The sequence below is a fragment of the Neptuniibacter sp. QD34_54 genome, from assembly GCF_047778055.1.
Classification (GTDB): domain Bacteria; phylum Pseudomonadota; class Gammaproteobacteria; order Pseudomonadales; family Balneatricaceae; genus Neptuniibacter.
Window position 1 is genome coordinate 1963898 of the sequence record NZ_CP180546.1, and the last position, 15892, is coordinate 1979789.

The 15892-nt window shown below is 43.8% G+C and carries 17 protein-coding genes, 1 tRNA gene and 1 pseudogene; 11 read left to right on the plus strand and 8 right to left on the minus strand.

Going from position 1 to position 15892, the window contains the following annotated elements; genetic code table 11:
• Nucleotides 1-53 precede the first annotated feature (53 nt).
• Nucleotides 54-130 (minus strand) — tRNA-Met (locus ACMXYP_RS08855).
• A gap of 330 nt (nucleotides 131-460) precedes the next feature.
• Here ACMXYP_RS08855 and ilvC point away from each other — a divergent pair.
• From ilvC to ACMXYP_RS08900, 9 genes and pseudogenes are all read left to right on the plus strand, one after another.
• The gene (ilvC, locus tag ACMXYP_RS08860; RefSeq protein ID WP_415881274.1) at nucleotides 461-1936 is read left to right on the plus strand and encodes a ketol-acid reductoisomerase; all 1476 of its coding nucleotides are present in this window, start codon (nucleotides 461-463) and stop codon (nucleotides 1934-1936) included.
• Between the two features lie 139 nt (nucleotides 1937-2075).
• Nucleotides 2076-3521: a molybdate ABC transporter ATP-binding protein ModF gene (gene modF / locus ACMXYP_RS08865; RefSeq protein ID WP_415881275.1), complete on the plus strand. Its 1446-nt coding sequence runs from the start codon at nucleotides 2076-2078 to the stop codon at nucleotides 3519-3521.
• Nucleotides 3522-3825: 304 nt separating this feature from the next.
• Nucleotides 3826-4182: pseudogene (locus ACMXYP_RS08870) on the plus strand (ATP-dependent zinc protease); the annotation flags it as partial.
• Nucleotides 4183-4311: 129 nt separating this feature from the next.
• Nucleotides 4312-5205 carry a 30S ribosomal protein S6--L-glutamate ligase gene (gene rimK, locus ACMXYP_RS08875; RefSeq protein ID WP_415884656.1) on the plus strand — a complete coding sequence of 298 codons (894 nt, stop codon included), beginning with the start codon at nucleotides 4312-4314 and terminating at the stop codon, nucleotides 5203-5205.
• 168 nt (nucleotides 5206-5373) lie between these two features.
• Complete coding sequence (locus ACMXYP_RS08880) at nucleotides 5374-6411, plus strand: inorganic phosphate transporter (protein WP_415881276.1); 1038 nt, start codon at nucleotides 5374-5376, stop codon at nucleotides 6409-6411.
• A 19-nt stretch (nucleotides 6412-6430) separates the two neighbouring features.
• The gene (locus tag ACMXYP_RS08885; RefSeq protein ID WP_415881277.1) at nucleotides 6431-7075 is read left to right on the plus strand and encodes a DUF47 domain-containing protein; all 645 of its coding nucleotides are present in this window, start codon (nucleotides 6431-6433) and stop codon (nucleotides 7073-7075) included.
• A gap of 96 nt (nucleotides 7076-7171) precedes the next feature.
• Entirely contained in the window at nucleotides 7172-7999 is an 828-nt protein-coding gene (locus ACMXYP_RS08890) for an AraC family ligand binding domain-containing protein (protein ID WP_415881278.1), read from the plus strand.
• A gap of 85 nt (nucleotides 8000-8084) precedes the next feature.
• The gene (locus tag ACMXYP_RS08895) at nucleotides 8085-8792 is read left to right on the plus strand and encodes an AzlC family ABC transporter permease (RefSeq protein ID WP_415881279.1); all 708 of its coding nucleotides are present in this window, start codon (nucleotides 8085-8087) and stop codon (nucleotides 8790-8792) included.
• Nucleotides 8789-9097 (plus strand): AzlD domain-containing protein, encoded by a 309-nt coding sequence (locus ACMXYP_RS08900; RefSeq protein ID WP_415881280.1) that lies wholly within the window; start codon nucleotides 8789-8791, stop codon nucleotides 9095-9097. The genes ACMXYP_RS08895 and ACMXYP_RS08900 overlap by 4 nt, the downstream gene beginning before the upstream one ends.
• A gap of 2 nt (nucleotides 9098-9099) precedes the next feature.
• Here the strand turns inward: ACMXYP_RS08900 and ACMXYP_RS08905 are convergent, their stop codons facing one another.
• Nucleotides 9100-10035 carry a D-hexose-6-phosphate mutarotase gene (locus ACMXYP_RS08905; RefSeq protein WP_415881281.1) on the minus strand — a complete coding sequence of 312 codons (936 nt, stop codon included), beginning with the start codon at nucleotides 10033-10035 and terminating at the stop codon, nucleotides 9100-9102.
• 162 nt (nucleotides 10036-10197) lie between these two features.
• Between ACMXYP_RS08905 and ACMXYP_RS08910 the strand changes: the two genes are divergently transcribed.
• Nucleotides 10198-10782, plus strand: coding sequence for a DNA-J related domain-containing protein (locus ACMXYP_RS08910; RefSeq protein ID WP_415881282.1), 585 nt, complete (start codon nucleotides 10198-10200; stop codon nucleotides 10780-10782).
• Here the strand turns inward: ACMXYP_RS08910 and ACMXYP_RS08915 are convergent.
• From ACMXYP_RS08915 to ACMXYP_RS08930, 4 genes are all read right to left on the minus strand, one after another.
• Nucleotides 10766-11236, minus strand: coding sequence for a GNAT family N-acetyltransferase (locus ACMXYP_RS08915; RefSeq protein WP_415881283.1), 471 nt, complete (start codon nucleotides 11234-11236; stop codon nucleotides 10766-10768). The two genes, ACMXYP_RS08910 and ACMXYP_RS08915, sit on opposite strands and share 17 nt — an antisense overlap.
• 51 nt (nucleotides 11237-11287) lie before the next feature.
• Complete coding sequence (locus ACMXYP_RS08920) at nucleotides 11288-11497, minus strand: cysteine-rich CWC family protein (RefSeq protein WP_415881284.1); 210 nt, start codon at nucleotides 11495-11497, stop codon at nucleotides 11288-11290.
• Between the two features lie 117 nt (nucleotides 11498-11614).
• The gene (locus ACMXYP_RS08925; RefSeq protein WP_415881285.1) at nucleotides 11615-11842 is read right to left on the minus strand and encodes a hypothetical protein; all 228 of its coding nucleotides are present in this window, start codon (nucleotides 11840-11842) and stop codon (nucleotides 11615-11617) included.
• A 52-nt stretch (nucleotides 11843-11894) separates the two neighbouring features.
• The gene (locus tag ACMXYP_RS08930; protein ID WP_415881286.1) at nucleotides 11895-12311 is read right to left on the minus strand and encodes a hypothetical protein; all 417 of its coding nucleotides are present in this window, start codon (nucleotides 12309-12311) and stop codon (nucleotides 11895-11897) included.
• A 118-nt stretch (nucleotides 12312-12429) separates the two neighbouring features.
• Here ACMXYP_RS08930 and ACMXYP_RS08935 point away from each other — a divergent pair, with 118 nt between their 5' ends.
• Entirely contained in the window at nucleotides 12430-13584 is a 1155-nt protein-coding gene (locus tag ACMXYP_RS08935) for an IS110 family transposase (RefSeq protein ID WP_415881287.1), read from the plus strand.
• A gap of 366 nt (nucleotides 13585-13950) precedes the next feature.
• Here ACMXYP_RS08935 and ACMXYP_RS08940 read toward each other — a convergent pair whose 3' ends face one another.
• Together ACMXYP_RS08940 and ACMXYP_RS08945 are read right to left on the minus strand one after the other, a co-directional pair.
• Nucleotides 13951-15009, minus strand: a complete 1059-nt coding sequence (locus tag ACMXYP_RS08940) for a restriction endonuclease (RefSeq protein ID WP_415881288.1) — start codon at nucleotides 15007-15009, stop codon at nucleotides 13951-13953.
• Between the two features lie 146 nt (nucleotides 15010-15155).
• The gene (locus ACMXYP_RS08945) at nucleotides 15156-15782 is read right to left on the minus strand and encodes a hypothetical protein (protein ID WP_415881289.1); all 627 of its coding nucleotides are present in this window, start codon (nucleotides 15780-15782) and stop codon (nucleotides 15156-15158) included.
• Between the last annotated feature and the right edge of the window lie 110 nt (nucleotides 15783-15892).

A 15892-nucleotide genomic window follows, 5' to 3' on the forward strand; every position in this document is an offset into this window, starting at 1 on the left:
CCCAGAAACGAAAAAACCGACTTAGAATTAACTAAATCGGTTTAATCTGAATTTGGTAGCGGGGGCTGGATTTGAACCAACGACCTTCGGGTTATGAGCCCGACGAGCTACCAAGCTGCTCCACCCCGCATCAATATGGCGCGAATATTATAGATCCCCTGACCCTTTAGCAAGCACTATTTCACGCATATGCAAAATTAATCGTAATAAGCCCACTTTTTGCCTATTAAACATACAGTTATGGCCAAATTTGGTGATCAGGAACAGTTTTCATCTATTTAAACTGGATACCTGTAAATAAAGCGCTATTATTGCCTCACTTTGTATGGGATTAATCGTTGCAAGAAACGCAACAGAGCAAACCATATATATCATTTTACGCGATACCCTTTATCTTTTAGAGTAGCGCTATAACAAACATGTCGGTTAACCGACTTTTTATTTATTACGGAATGTAGAAATGTCTAAGAACTATTTCAACACGCTTCCACTGCGTGAGCAGCTAGAACAGCTGGGTAAATGTCGTTTTATGTCTATGGATGAGTTCAGCGATGGCGTTGAAGCTCTTAAAGGCAAAAAAATGGTTGTTATCGGTTGTGGTGCACAGGGCCTAAACCAGGGTCTTAACCTGCGTGACAGTGGTCTAGACGTTTCTTACGCTCTACGTCCAGCAGCAATCGCTGAAAAGCGTCAGTCTTGGAAAAACGCTACAGAGAACGGTTTCGTTGTTGGTACTTACGAAGAACTAATCCCAACTGCTGACGTAGTTCTTAACCTTACTCCAGACAAGCAGCACACACCTGTGGTTGAAGCTGTAATGCCTCTAATGAAAGAAGGCGCTTGCCTATCTTACTCTCACGGTTTCAACATCGTTGAAGAAGGCATGCAGATCCGTGACGACCTAACAGTAATCATGGTTGCTCCTAAGTGCCCAGGTTCTGAAGTACGTGCTGAATACGTTCGTGGTTTCGGTGTACCAACGCTTATCGCTGTACACGAAGACAACGATCCTAAAGGCGAAGGTCTTGCACTAGCTAAAGCTTACGCTGTAGGTACTGGCGGTCACAAAGCAGGCGTTCTAATGTCTTCTTTCATCGCTGAAGTTAAGTCTGACCTTATGGGTGAGCAGACTATCCTTTGCGGTATGCTACAGACTGGTTCTATCCTTTGCTTCGACAAAATGGTTGAAGAAGGCATCGATGCTGGTTACGCATCTAAGCTTATCCAGTTCGGTTGGGAAACAATCACTGAAGCTCTTAAATACGGCGGCGTGACTAACATGCTAGACCGTCTATCTAACCCAGCTAAGATCAAAGCATTCGATCTTTCTGAAGAGCTAAAAGTTATCATGCGTCCGCTTTACAACAAGCACCAAGATGACATCATCGACGGTACTTTCTCTCGCGTGATGATGGAAGACTGGGCGAACGACGACAAGAACCTACTAGGCTGGCGTGCAGAAACTGCTGAGACTAACTACGAGAAGACTCCAGCAGGCGATGTAGAGATTTCTGAGCAAGAGTTCTTCGACAACGGTATCCTAATGGTTGCAATGGTTAAAGCGGGTGTTGAACTAGCATTCGAAACTATGACTGCTGCAGGCATCATCGCTGAATCTGCTTACTACGAGTCTCTACACGAAACTCCGCTGATTGCTAACACAATCGCACGTAAGAAGCTTTACGAAATGAACGCAACTATCTCTGATACTGCAGAGTACGGCTGCTACCTATACAACCACGCTTGCCTACCACTACTAGGCGACTTCATGAAAGGCATCAAAACTGATGTTATCGGTAAAGGTCTAGACCTTGCTGATACTGGCGTAGACAACGCTCGCCTAATCGAAGTTAACGAAGCACTACGCTCTCACCCAGTTGAAGCGATCGGTAAAGTGCTACGTGGCCACATGGCTGACATGAAGAAGATCGTATAATTATCTGATATTTATACATTTTCTTTTTGTAAGAAAATTAAAGCCAAGGCTTTGCCTTGGCTTTTTTTTAGCTAAATTTAAGCCTTATCCGTAACAGATTCCTATAAAACCCAATCGATAGATCCGCATATTAGAGACTATGAACAGCATTAAGATTGAGAATTACACGGCAGAATTTGGTGAGTCTTTCACGCTCAACAACATCAATTGGACAATTGAACCCAACCAACATTGGGTGATTACTGGTACCAACGGTTCTGGTAAGTCTGCCCTATCTGCAATCTTGGCTGGGGCTGGCGACAAAGTCAGCGGTACTATTGCGGGCCTACCAAAACATATCGAACTTGTTTCTTTTGAAGCTCAGGCAGAACTGATTGCCCGAGAGCTAAAGAAAGACGACGCCGATATCATGGATGTTATTAGTGAAGGCACACCGGTAAGAGAAATTCTGGAAGAAGGTAAAGCGATCTACCCAGAATTTGATGCTGAACTACTCGATCAACTTGTTAGCATGTTCAAACTAGAACATATGCTTGATCGTAGCTTCAGAAAGCTCTCAACAGGTGAAACGCGTAAGATCATGCTAATTCGCGCCCTAGCGAATAATCCAGACCTTATCATCCTAGATGAACCTTTCGATGGTCTAGATGCTGACTCTATGAAGCTTCTACACGACCTGCTAGCAAGCAAGGTCGATTCAATGGGCATGATTCTGGTATTAAACCGTTTTGATGAAATGCCTGATTTCATCACCCATGTGGCTTATACCGACAAAGGCGAGCTTCATCACACAGTTGATATTAACGACAAGCAAGCCTATGACGATCTGTATCAACTGCTACACCTAAAAACGACTGATCTATCTGTGCCACCTACAGACGAATCCGATCGTCCACCAGCACTGAATCCAGAAGATCCGCTGGTGCGTTTAACGGATATTAAAATTGCCTACGCAGATTCAAAAGTTATTGATGGCCTTAACTGGACCATTAAGCCGGGACAACACTGGCAACTAAGCGGCCCTAACGGCAGTGGTAAGACTTGTTTGCTGAACCTAATTACCGGTGACCACCCGCAATGCTATACCAACGATATCTTTGTATTCGGTATGCAGCGCGGTAACGGTGAAACCATCTGGCAGATCAAGCAATATATTGGTTATGTCTCTACCGCGCTTCAGTGGGAATACCGTGTAAGCATCAGCCTTAGAAACGTGATTATCTCTGGATTTCACGACAGTATCGGCATGTACACGAAGAGTACCGATAAGCAGAAAGAAGTCGCAGATCAGTGGCTAGCTCTACTAGGTATGGAAGATCGTGCCAACGAACCATACAACCAGCTATCTTTTGGTGATCAACGTTTATTGTTGATTGCGCGCGCGATGGTTAAGCACCCTACTTTATTGATCCTCGATGAGCCATGCTTAGGCCTCGACGATATCAACCGTCAGCTCGTACTGGCGTTAATTGAAAAAATCTGTGCCAGTGGAGACACAACGGTTCTATATGTAAACCACCACGCAGAAGACCAGATCAGTGGCATCAAAGAGTTTAAGCAGTTAGAAAAGCTAACCGCTGAATAAATTCTCTAAGGCATAGTATTACTATAGTACCGTTCACTTAAGGTTTTCCTAACGGTATTTTGGGTAGGAGCTCAGCCCTCTGAGCGAGAAAATCGGCCACAGGGTGGCCTCCTACATTTTTCTTTCCAGCTTAAGTGAGCAGCATTGCAAGTATTCACTAGGCCCTTTTCATTTCAGACCCACTCTAATATCGTCTAAAAAATTTCATATAAAACCCGCAAAAAAAGATTGTCTCTTGATTAAAACAGGAGTCAAATTGCACTCATGTACCACAAGGCAAATGCCTTTATTGAGGATCAAATGAGTGACAATCGAAAAGAATATCTGCGGCGCTGAAGAATGGTGCAAGTTCCCTCAACTTGCCGTTCCTGCAATCAAAGCCAGAGTCGACTCTGGTGCCAAAACATCTGCAATTCATGCTTTAAATATCCAACAATTTCAAAGAGATGGGGTTGCTTGGGTCAGATTTGATGTATGTCCATTACAGGACAATCGCAAGACAGTAGTTCATTGCGAAGCGCCTGTATTTGATCGCCGCAGTGTGAAAAGCTCTAGCGGCACATCAGAAAAGCGCTATGTAATCAAAACAAGCTTAGCTATTGGCGATCAAAGCTGGGATGTTGAACTTACCCTGACCAATAGAGATGCGATGGGCTATCGCATGCTATTAGGCCGTGAAGCGATGTCGGGTAAGTTGATTGTAGATCCAGAAGAATCTTTTTGTTTAGGTGATATTGCAGATGATGAGTTGAAAGAACTCTATCTAAGCAAAAAAACACCTAAAAAAGGCATGAAAATCGGTGTATTAGCCAGCAACCCTAACCTCTACAGTAATCGTAGGATTATGGAAGCAGGTGAAGAGCGCGGTCACGAGATGGTGTTCCTGAATATCAAGCACTGCTACATGAAGATGGATGCTGAAAATCCAGAGGTTCATTATCGTGGCGGCAAGGTACTAAACGATCTTGATGCAATTATCCCACGGATTCGTCCAAGCATGACCTTCTATGGCTGTGCACTGACACGTCAATTTGAATCTATGGGTGTGTATTGTCTAAATACCGCTGGGGCTATTACTCAATCTCGCGATAAGTTGCATTCCCTACAACTCCTCTTCGAGAGCAAGATTGATATTCCGATCACGGGCTTTGCTAACTCACCGCTCGAAACGGATGATCTGATCAACATGGTTGGTGGCGCACCACTGATCATTAAGTTGCTTGAAGGTACTCAAGGTAAAGGCGTTGTACTCGCTGAAACCAAGAAAGCCGCAGAGAGTGTTATTAATGCTTTCAAGAGTCTTAAGGCCGACATTCTCGTTCAGGAGTTCATAAAAGAAGCCAACGGCAAAGATATCCGCTGCTTTGTAGTGGATGGAAAAGTTGTGGCTTCAATTCAGCGTGAAGCTGAACCTGGCGAATTCAGAGCGAATATCCATCAGGGTGGTACAGCGAGCCTTATCGTTCCAACATCAGATGAGAAGAAGATCGCTATTAAAGCAGCTAAGGCTATGGGCCTCAAAGTAGCTGGCGTAGATATCATTCGTTCAGCGAAAGGTCCTTTACTGTTAGAGGTAAACTCTTCTCCGGGCTTGGAGGGCATCGAAGGCGCAACCGGTAAAGACGTTGCTGGCCTGATGATTCAAGCTATAGAGAAAAAGCTAAAGTGGGTTGTTAACGTATAGCGTTATCCTAATTTTCAACTCATAAACCCGTTCCCATACTTTTGGGAATGGGTTTTCTGATCATGCACTAAATTCTCCCGCCCTTTTCAAATCCATAAATCCATTCTCTGACTACTATTAAGTTATTAGCCTACAAAAATCTTAAGCTAATGGGAGTCAGCAAATTAGATGGATCAAATTTGGCTATTCCTCATAGTTGCGACAGCCATTGTTATAGTCTTCGACTTCACCAATGGATTTCACGACGCATCCAATATGATCGCATCGGTGATCGCTTCGCATGCAATGACACCTCTACAAGCTATTTTAGTTATAGGCACATTCACCTTTTTGGGGCCTATGCTTGGCGGTACAGCAGTCGCAAACACCATTGGTAAATTTGTTACTTTAGATGATCTCCCAAGCAACTTATCCCTATCCTTAGTTATCTGCGGTTTATTAGCTGCCACAGTTTGGAATCTGTTTACTTGGTATAGAGGCCTACCCTCGTCTTCGTCACATGCATTGGTTGGTGGCTTAGTTGGGGCTGTTGTCGTATCAGCTGGGCCAGAACATGTACTCTGGGGTTTTTCACAATTAGCCCAAGGACAGATCACTGGCGTTACTAAGGTGCTGCTAGCACTGTTTATATCCCCTTTAGCAGGATTTTGGATAGGCTTTTTACTGCAACGAATCACCCTGTATCTATTGCGAGCAGCCAGCCCTTTGATCAATCGTGAATTAAGGGGCGCTCAATGGTTCACTACCGCAGGGTTAGCCTTCTCTCACGGCGCTAATGATGCCCAAAAAAGTATGGGTGTATTAACCCTCTGCTTACTAATGAGTGGAGAGATATCCGAATTTGTAGTGCCATTTTGGGTAATCCTAGTTTGTGCCATCTCTATTACATTAGGCACGCTACTGGGTGGCTGGCGAATCGTTAGAACCCTAGCCTTCTCAATCTACAAAATAAGGCCCCTACATGCATTTAACTCTCAAGCCTCATCTGCAGGCGTTATATTTTTAGCCTCAATGATTGGCGCGCCCGTATCAACAACTCACGTGGTTTCCTCATCCATTATGGGTATAGGGGCGGCAGAAAGAGCTAAAGCCGTGAGATGGTCCAAGGCTAAAGAGATCGGTATCACTTGGTTAATCACCATACCTGGTGCTGGCATTGTCTCCATTATTAGTTATGGCGTGCTGAGCCTTACTACGCTTGCTTAGATATTGAAAAGGATTGGATATGAGCGATCAGAGTAAACAAAACCTCTTTCGTAAACTCCTTAATAGGATTGTCCCTACACCACCTGACTTTTTCTTACTCCTAACCGAGCAATGCACATTGGTAACGGTAACGATCAGAAACCTCTATCAATATATGAAAAGCCCCAATCCCTATCTCGCAGAAGTATTAGCAGCAGATGAGCATCAAGCAGACGCACTTAAAATCCGAAATTTACATCAATTGAATCGATCGTTTTCCACCCCAATAGACCGCGAAGATATCTACCGTGCAATAGCTGCGTTAGATTGGATCATTACGCACTGTAAAAGCACCATAAATGAGATGCTCGATCTAGGCGTTGAGCCCGACGAACAGATGGTCAGGATTCTTGAAGAGCTTTTAACGGGTTGCGAAGCCTTAGAGAGAGGCTTTGGTGGATTATCAACCTATCCTGCTGGCAGTGAGAAAGATGCACAAATTGCCCGGCATGCTCATAGACGTATAGAAAGACTGTATAGACACAGTTTAAAAGAGCTCTTCCAAGGCGAAGTCACCACAGAGATGCTTTGCAAACGAGAGATCTATCATCATTTGATGGATGGATCTCGAAGATTACATGCTGCTGCAAACGTCCTTCACGATATTATGGTCAAATTGATCTAAAAACACGGATAAATACTCCATTTCATCGCCACTCTACCCAAGCAAAAGATCAATTTTGTACAAAAACCGTTAGCCCGTTTGCGCTAGAATGTAGCCATGAGCAAAAAAGAGATCGCTAACTACCATATAGAAGATGAACTAGGCGGATTAGAGATGCTAGAAGCGTCCTATGAGCGCCAGAATTTTTCTAGGCATAGCCATGAGGGTTATACGGTAGGCGTGATTGAGGAAGGTGCTCAGCGCTTCCTAAGAAATGGTGCAAACCACGTTGCGCCGCAAGATAGTATCATCCTAGTTAATCATGACGAAGTCCACGACGGTCACTCCGCAGCTGAAGGTGGCTGGTCTTATAAAGCGATCTACCCACTACCTGATCAATTAGCCAATATCGCTAAAGAAGCAGGTTTAAATATCAGCGGCTCAGTCTATTTCTCGGAACCTGTCGTTAAAGATCCAGAACTCGCTGGCTTGTTTCGTCTAGCGCTATATCACTTGCAACACTCTGATAATCGCCTGCTACGCGAGACACTGTTATACAACGCATTACTCAAGTTGATGCAGCGTCATGGTAAATGCAGCACAGAGATACCTGAACAGGCCGATGCCAAATCGCGAGTCGCTTTGGTAAAAAGCTATCTCGATGATCACCCACAAGCTGATGTGTCTCTAGAAGATCTAGCCAAACTTGCGGGCATCAGTGCTTTTCATCTAGTGCGACAGTTCCAAAAGTTCTACGGGCTCCCTCCCCATGCTTATCAAATACAATCCCGTGTACGGCTAAGTAAGCGCTTTATTGCTCAAGGCGATACACTATTGGATGCCGCCTTAAAAGCAGGCTTTCACGATCAAAGCCATCTTAACCGTCATTTCAAACGCACTATCGGTGTAACGCCGGGTCAATATGCTCGCCAGATAAGAAGCTAACATCACAAACACGCAGCAATCCCGTACAAGACTCACAACCACTGAATATTTATCTTTATCGCTCAACATAACAAAGAGCGTGAAAGTGAATAGTCAGGTACAAATACCAATAAACCCTAAGCAATCCTTCCTTAAAGGTATGGTTGCGATGTTGCCCCTTATTGTCGCTGTGCTGCCTTGGGGTATATTAGTCGGCGCATACGGGATCGAATCAGGTCTAACCGCTTGGCAAACTCAGGCCATGTCACTGTTTGTATTTGCGGGCACTTCACAGTTGGTTGCTATAGGTATGCTACAAGCCGGCGCTTCTATGTTCAGCATACTCGTCACCACATTGCTGATTACCTCACGACATCTGCTGTATAGCATGGCAATGCGACAGCATATCCAGGCACTACCCCTTAAATGGCGCAGTTCGCTCGGCTTCCTGTTAACGGACGAACTGTTCGTAAATGGCACGCAAGATAACGGTATATTCAATCGTTGGTATGCATTGGGTGGTGGCTTAAGTTTCTATATCGCGTGGAATGTTGCGACGCTGCTAGGGATCGTCGCAGGCGCAGCCTTGCCCAATCTAACTACCCTTGGATTGGACTTCGCGGTTGTCGCTACATTTATCGCCATACTCATCCCGATGATTAAAAACCACTCATATCTGGTCTGTGTAGGTGTGTCTCTGTTGGTATCAGTGTACTGCGAAGCTCATAAGGTCCAAGCGGGCTTATTGATCTCAATTATTTTGGGGATGTTAAGTGGTTATTTCTTTAAGTGCGCAGTGGGGGCATTAAAATGAATGATTGGCTATTGTTCGGGCTTATGGCGATCATTGTATTCGCAAGTCGCTATCTATTTTTAGAACCACGCTTACCGCTGAAGCTAAATGATAAAGCACTAGAACTGCTGAGCTATTCAGCCCCTGCTGTACTAGCCGCCGTGATAGGCCCATTAGTGTTATTACAGGAAGGAGAGCTAACAACGAGCTTGGACAGCCCGTATATCATAGGCGCACTGGCTGCCATCGTGTTGATGCTTTTAACTAAAAACACTTTGATGACAGCCGTACTGAGTATGGGTGTGTTCTTCGTCTGTAATCTGTAGGGTTACAGACGAACAGAGCGGATCGAAACTTTGCTAATTGAATCACTCCCGGGCGCTAGTTCAACCGCATTATCGAGAACAGAAGCATTTTCTAAGCAGACCATATTCTCATAGTCATTATCAGCAAAATGGCTTAACCGTTTGCTTTTATCGATCCAAGGGTTCCAAACCACCATATCAGGGAGGTTATCGGCGCTCATAAGGATCTGACGGCGCATCTGCTTATCTTTGATAGCAACCTGAGCTGGAATATTTGGGTAGATACGGTCTGTTTCAGCCGAGATACCAATGGCAGAGTTAGATTGCTTAACCTGCCAATCCTCCAGCGTATCTATGTACTCAACAGCTTCCAATCCTTCGATAGCAGTCTCACTGACATGACCAATCTGAAGATAACTGTGCAAAGCACTGGTATAACTAAAGGCATCCGAACCTAAGTTTTTAACTTTGAGCTCTAAATCTAACTCGACACCTACAGTAACCGTCAAACGAAGAACAGCAGGATAAGGCCAGAGTTCTGTTGGTAAAACCTCGAGCTGTAGCGTTAATCGTGTGGTTTCACTATCGATCAGATCGATAGCCAATAGCTCCCAATCCTCTGATCGTACAAAGCCATGAGCAGGCGCCTCTGAGAGGTTAACTTGGTCTTTAACTTGATCTGGATTTCTGGAAAGATCCCCAAACCAAGGCCAGCAGATAGGTACTCCACCGCGCAGAGACTTACCGGCTTTAAAATCGTTTTCTTGGCTCAGCCATAAAACAGGCTGCTCCCCTATTCGGCTGTACTCAGCAACTTGCGCCCCTTGCAAAAAAATAGTGGCCGAAGCCGCTTCGTTTTTTACTGCGATGGCAATGAGCTGCTTATGAATCTCAATAGTAATGCCTTTTAAAGCACCATACTTTGCGTACAGCGCTTGAACTTGATCTGCCAGATTCATAATTTTTGTTATTCCTGGTTACTAAACTGCTATGCAGTATTTTACGCTTACCAATACTTGGGTAAAAGCCAATCGTGCGTTTTAATGCATGAAATATTCTCGACTGGTAATCCTCATCCTACGCCGATAAGCTGAGTGGATCATCAGCAAAACTACTGAATTATGCATCGCAACCCACTAGTAACTCCCATAGAAGATATCCTTAGACAGTCCGAAAGCAGCTTAAGTGAATATGAGTTGTTAAAAGCTCTAGATCTCAACGCTGATGATTTCGGAGAAGATGCACCATCAGGTAGTGACTTGGCCCTGTTTAGACAGCATTTCCTGATTATGAATGCGCTCTATACCCTGCAACCTAAGTTTTGGGATCAAGGCTTAAAACTGACTATCTCTGCATTAGAGATCAGTCTGATCAAAGTAGAGAGAAGCGAACAAAACGAATTGTCACTAGAGTCAGATCAAGCAGTCAGAGAGTACTATCTGGATTGGGATGAGTTCACATCAAGTAACGAAGAATCGGTTAACAAACTGCTAGATAGTTTTTGGACCCGTTACTTTAATCAAGATCACTATCAGGGAGCGCTCGACGTTTTAGGTCTAACTGAAGATAGCGATTTCCAATCGGTGAAAACACAATACCGAAAATTAGCCTCAGAACATCATCCAGACAAAGGTGGCTGCAAGGTGAAATTTAATGAGATCAGAGAGGCTTATGAAGTAATTGTTAGCATTAAAAACAAGGGCTAACCTTTTGATTAGTTGACACTTCCATAGGTTGATAAACCAAACCTGACAACTCCCCCACATCCCCTTTAAGCTTAAAACCATATTTCTGATAAGCAGGGACAGAAGGTAATGAAGCGCTGACAGTTACGATCTCTGATCTCGCATATTTCAATACAGCTGTAAGTAATCTCCGACCAATCCCGCCTTTTTGCTGACTAGGCGTAACAAATAACATCGCTATATGGCGGCCTTCCTTTAGCTCTACCACACCTAAGATTTCACCGTTATTATCTTCTGCGACGAGCATACGATTATCTGCTTTCATCCTCTCGGCAAAAGCATTTGGGGAAGCGATTGCAGTAAAAGTAGCGATCCCTTCATCAGACAATGAACCAGCAACCGAGTCAGAGAAAGCGTCTAAACAAACCTGACTAACGCCCTCGATATCGCCCTCTTTCATCTCTCTTATGATCATCTTTTTCCTTAATATTTCTAAAAGAAATCTATTACTCTGAAGGGCTCAGTTTTATTTATCTGAATCGGGAATATTGTCCCAACTTTCTTTAAACTCATTTAGACACTTACAGCACAAACACTCATCCCACCTCTCAGCCAGATAACCCGCCTGCTCCCTTGTTAGGTAGATCTCACTGCAATCACAGATAAAATAGCTGCCGACTTTGCACTCAAACAATGAGCCACACTTCGGGCAAGTTGCTTGTTCATGTTGAGGCATACATAAACCCTAATCACTAGCGTTGATGTTTAACGGTTGGTATAGGGATTATAAGCGAAGAATAAATCTGTTTACGGGACGGATATTTAAGTTTTCAACTAGAAACGTTATAAGGCCTTATAGCGAATAAAGAATGTAAGCCGAAATGCACCATATAACAGCCCCGACTAAACGCTCTACCACATCGCCATAGCGAACCTGCTTATTCCAATGCGGAGGGTACACTGCTTTTATAAAATATCGGCCTGTAGCTGACAGGCTCATATCTAACAGTACCCCGCCCTCAATAGCGAGTCTTAAAAGAAGACCGAGGCCTTTGATTACAGCTTCTAGAATTTCTAGCATTTATGTTTATTGTTCATAGCAGCCAAACAGAGTACGTCCGTTGGCTTGTTTATTATGTATTTCCGACTCTCGGTTGATGATGCAGAAACAACACCAAATTCTTTACTGATGTAACTTTGTCAAAATATGGATTGTTTTCTGGATGCTCTGTATCGATTCCTAATCGGTTGGCTACTGCCCAATAGATTTCATCCAAATCATCAGGGTCCATGTTATAGGTACTCTCAAACGTATCTTCGGTTTCGATGGGGAAAGGCTTACCATCGTATTTGCCAAGCCAGAGATGAAGTTCATTCCAAACTTCCCTCATAATTTTAGTATCAACATTTCTGTACTCCAAAGATCTCGCATATTCGCAGATATCCGCTTCCCCACGTTCATTGGATAACCGTTTCATCCTGAAATGCTCTAAGACACTCAGGCTTAACATAAGGATTATTATTGCTCCAATGATGTATAAATCTTCCATATGCTTACCTATACATAGACATAATGACTCCCACGAGGTGCTGACCTCCGTCCTCTCGTGGGTTAGCTGAAAGCCAGAGCCATACTGTATCTGTTACCAATACATAACGGAGGTCAGCATGAATAACAGTAGCATAGTTTTTATTGGCTTAGACACCCATAAAGAGTTTGTCGAAGTAGCCTATGTCGAAGATCACCGACAGGCTGATATCGTTCACCTCGGACGTATACCCAGTAGCAAATTGTCGATGACTAAACTGACTCGACAGATGCAATCAAAATACCCAAAAGCCACATTGCACTTCGTCTATGAAGCTGGCCCCTGTGGCTATTGGGTCTATCGGTTGCTCACCAGCTTGGGGTTCCCCTGCTATGTTGTAGCACCTTCTCTCATTCCCAAAAAGCCAGGGGAACGTATCAAAACCGATAAGCGTGATGCCATGAAACTGGCGAATCTACTACGTACCGGCGACCTAGATCCCATCTACGTTCCAGAACCGGAAGATGAAGCAATCCGTGACCTTTCTCGTGCCCGTGAAACTGCCATGAAAGACCTGAAAGATGGCAAATACCAACTCAAGGCCCTACTGCTCCGCAACAATATCAAACCCACCGTGCAGGATAACTGGTCACAAAAACACCTGCGGTGGCTGACAGAACTCATACTACCTTACCCAAGCCAGCAAATCGTTCTACAGGAATACATACAGACCATAACTGAACGGATCAAACGCTTGGAGCGGCTGGATAATGAGCTAATCCATCATGTCAAAAACTGGCGATACTATCCTGTTGTAAAAGCAATACAGGCGATGCGTGGGGTACGTCTGTTGGTTGCGGTGGGTGTGATTGCAGAGCTGGGCGATCTCACCCGCTTTGATCATCCCCGTAAGTTGATGAGTTATCTCGGCTTAGTCCCCAGCGAACATTCCAGTGGCGGGCACCGCAGGCAAGGTAGTATCACTAAATGCGGTAATGGCCGAGCCAGGCGTCTATTAATCGAAGGCGCACACAGCTATCGCTACAGCGCCAATATCTCAACCGAGTTACAGAAGCGACAGGAGTGTCTGAGTAAAGAGATCGTGGACATCGGCTGGCAGGCCCAACTCAGGTTGTGTCGGCGCTATCAACGCTTAATGAAACGCGGGAAACACTATAACGTGGTTGTCACGGCAATAGCGCGGGAGATGGTAGCGTATATCTGGGCGATTGCCAGAGAAGTGGTTTTATCACCAGTGGATCCAACTAAACAGTTATCAAGGGTCCCTGCGTAATGAGAGGTGTTGAGCGAGTGCATCGGATCAGACCACGGCAGTGGCATAATCTCCGACGGCGTTAGGCAGGCAACTGCACCCGCAGTTGATCCACGAGCATAGACTGAAGAACGGTGTCACGACGGAAAAAGTAAGGTAGGCACTGCTTACTGAAAAGTGAGTAACCCACGAATACCAGCATGAAAACCGACGAAATTACCGGCCTCATTCGATGCGCTCACTCACTTTAATTGAAAGAAGGGCTTAACAGATAAAGCAGAAATCAGTGTGCCTGTACTTGACAGCGGGAGTCATACCAACGCCGCGCTCTGCGGAAATTTAGGAGCGCCAGCGAGTAAATTTTCCGTAGCAGCGCCTTGTTATGTGTTAACGTGGCAACTCCATAAGGAACTTATCCACTTTTTCAAACAACAGCTCATTAGGGTCATCACCAGAAATTTTGCTGTTTATTAAGTCTATCAGCATATCCTCGTCAAGATTCAAAATCAGTTTACCATGTTCCCGCATTGCCCCCTGGCAAGCAACAACAGCATTTTTTGATGGGCCCTTTCTAGAAATAAGAAAACAAACTTTACGCTTAGCCTTTTCATAAAGATACTTCTCAGTTGAATACACTTGAGACTGTCCAATCTTATCTTTGTAATTTTTAAACTCAAAAAGAACATACCTAGAATCTAGATTTAGAGAAATAAACTTCCAAACCGTAGAATTGTCTATGACCCGACAAATTAAGTCATAGCGGTGCAAATCATCTGTAGTTCTTTTTTGTTGATGCCAGCCTGTCAAGTCTCCATCAAAAAGATACTGTAAGATTTCGCTAACAGTATCTTCAAACTTATAGCAGCCTTCTTTGCCAAGAGGTATTGCTTTGAGAACGTCAATGAAATTAATTCCAATTTTTTCATTTTCATGCGACGAACTTGTGTCCGATGATGATTTGATTATTGTGGGCTGAATTATACTTTTAATATTGCTATCGAGATTCCGTTCCGACAGATCAATTTCACGCAACTTTACAAGCCTGCCTAAAAGTTCTAAGTCGATACTTGCTAGCGACAACAAATCATCCAAGTTTAAAATTTGTATTTTATATTGATTTTCAACTCTTTCTTTAATTTCTGGCTTAATATCTGCGGCAACGATTAGTACAGCTTTGTCGATACCCTCAGCATTAGCACTTTCAATAAGCCTTTCTGAAGATATTCGCAAAGCTGAAGTAGGATACATAGGGTTTCGCGTATATTTGACTTCAAATGCGATGCGATCATTTCTAGTTGGATCCGTAGCAATGATGTCGATTCCGGTATCAGAGAACGAGTCCGATGATTCAACTTGCCAACCATTAACAGCCAAAATCTCACGACAGAGGTCTTCTAGAGCGAACCCTAGTCTTGCACTTACTCCAGCTCTCATTCTTATGCTCAATGTACGTCCTTTTTAATAAGTATTCTGACTGCTAACTGACCGTAACTCTGGACACATAACGCTTGTGGCACTGGCAACCGCGCAGCGGTTGTCCTAGCCAGCTTTGCTGGCGAAAGTGCCCACCCTTGTTATACGTAACAACTTTCTTACTCAGCAAGATAATTGATAACCCATACAAAATTTTGAATGACAACCCAACCAATAAGGATAAAACCAATTACGTATGCAGACAGGCAGATCGTGAAAGAAATATTCCTCTCTTTGTCTGCTTTATGGTGAATATTCCAAAAAAGGCTTTGGGTAAACTCTTTCCCTTCTAAAACTTCAATATGACCGTCTTCCATTGCATATTCCATTGTTTCCCGGTAATCGCTGTAATCTAGGCCAATGTCATGTGCATAGTCCTTAAGGTGCCACTCAGGCTTGCCTTCTATCTCAAAGGAAGAATATGTAGGGTATTCTTTTATAATTCTCGGACATCGTGCTTGATAAATTAAGGTTGCCAAAGCAAACGATAACGCTGAGAAATAAAAAACCTGCCAAGAAAATGGTAGTGACAAATGAACTGCAAATTGATATTTAAAAATTTCCAATGTTGCGACATTATCTGCCAAGGATAATAACTTAACAGCTATTGGAACCAAGAATATCCAAATATACATAGAGGATATGAGCTTGATCCCTCTGATTTGATTAAGTTGAGACCAATTCAACTGTATATCTTTATTTTTAAAGTCTGAAACCAAGTTTTTGTAAATCTTTGCTAAATCCATTTGAGCTTTTCCCTGCACTCGAGCTTTAGATCGTATAACAGCTAAATATATGTCAGATTGACGTGTTTAAACGCGTCAATTTGACATATATCTCCGAGAAAAGATATTAA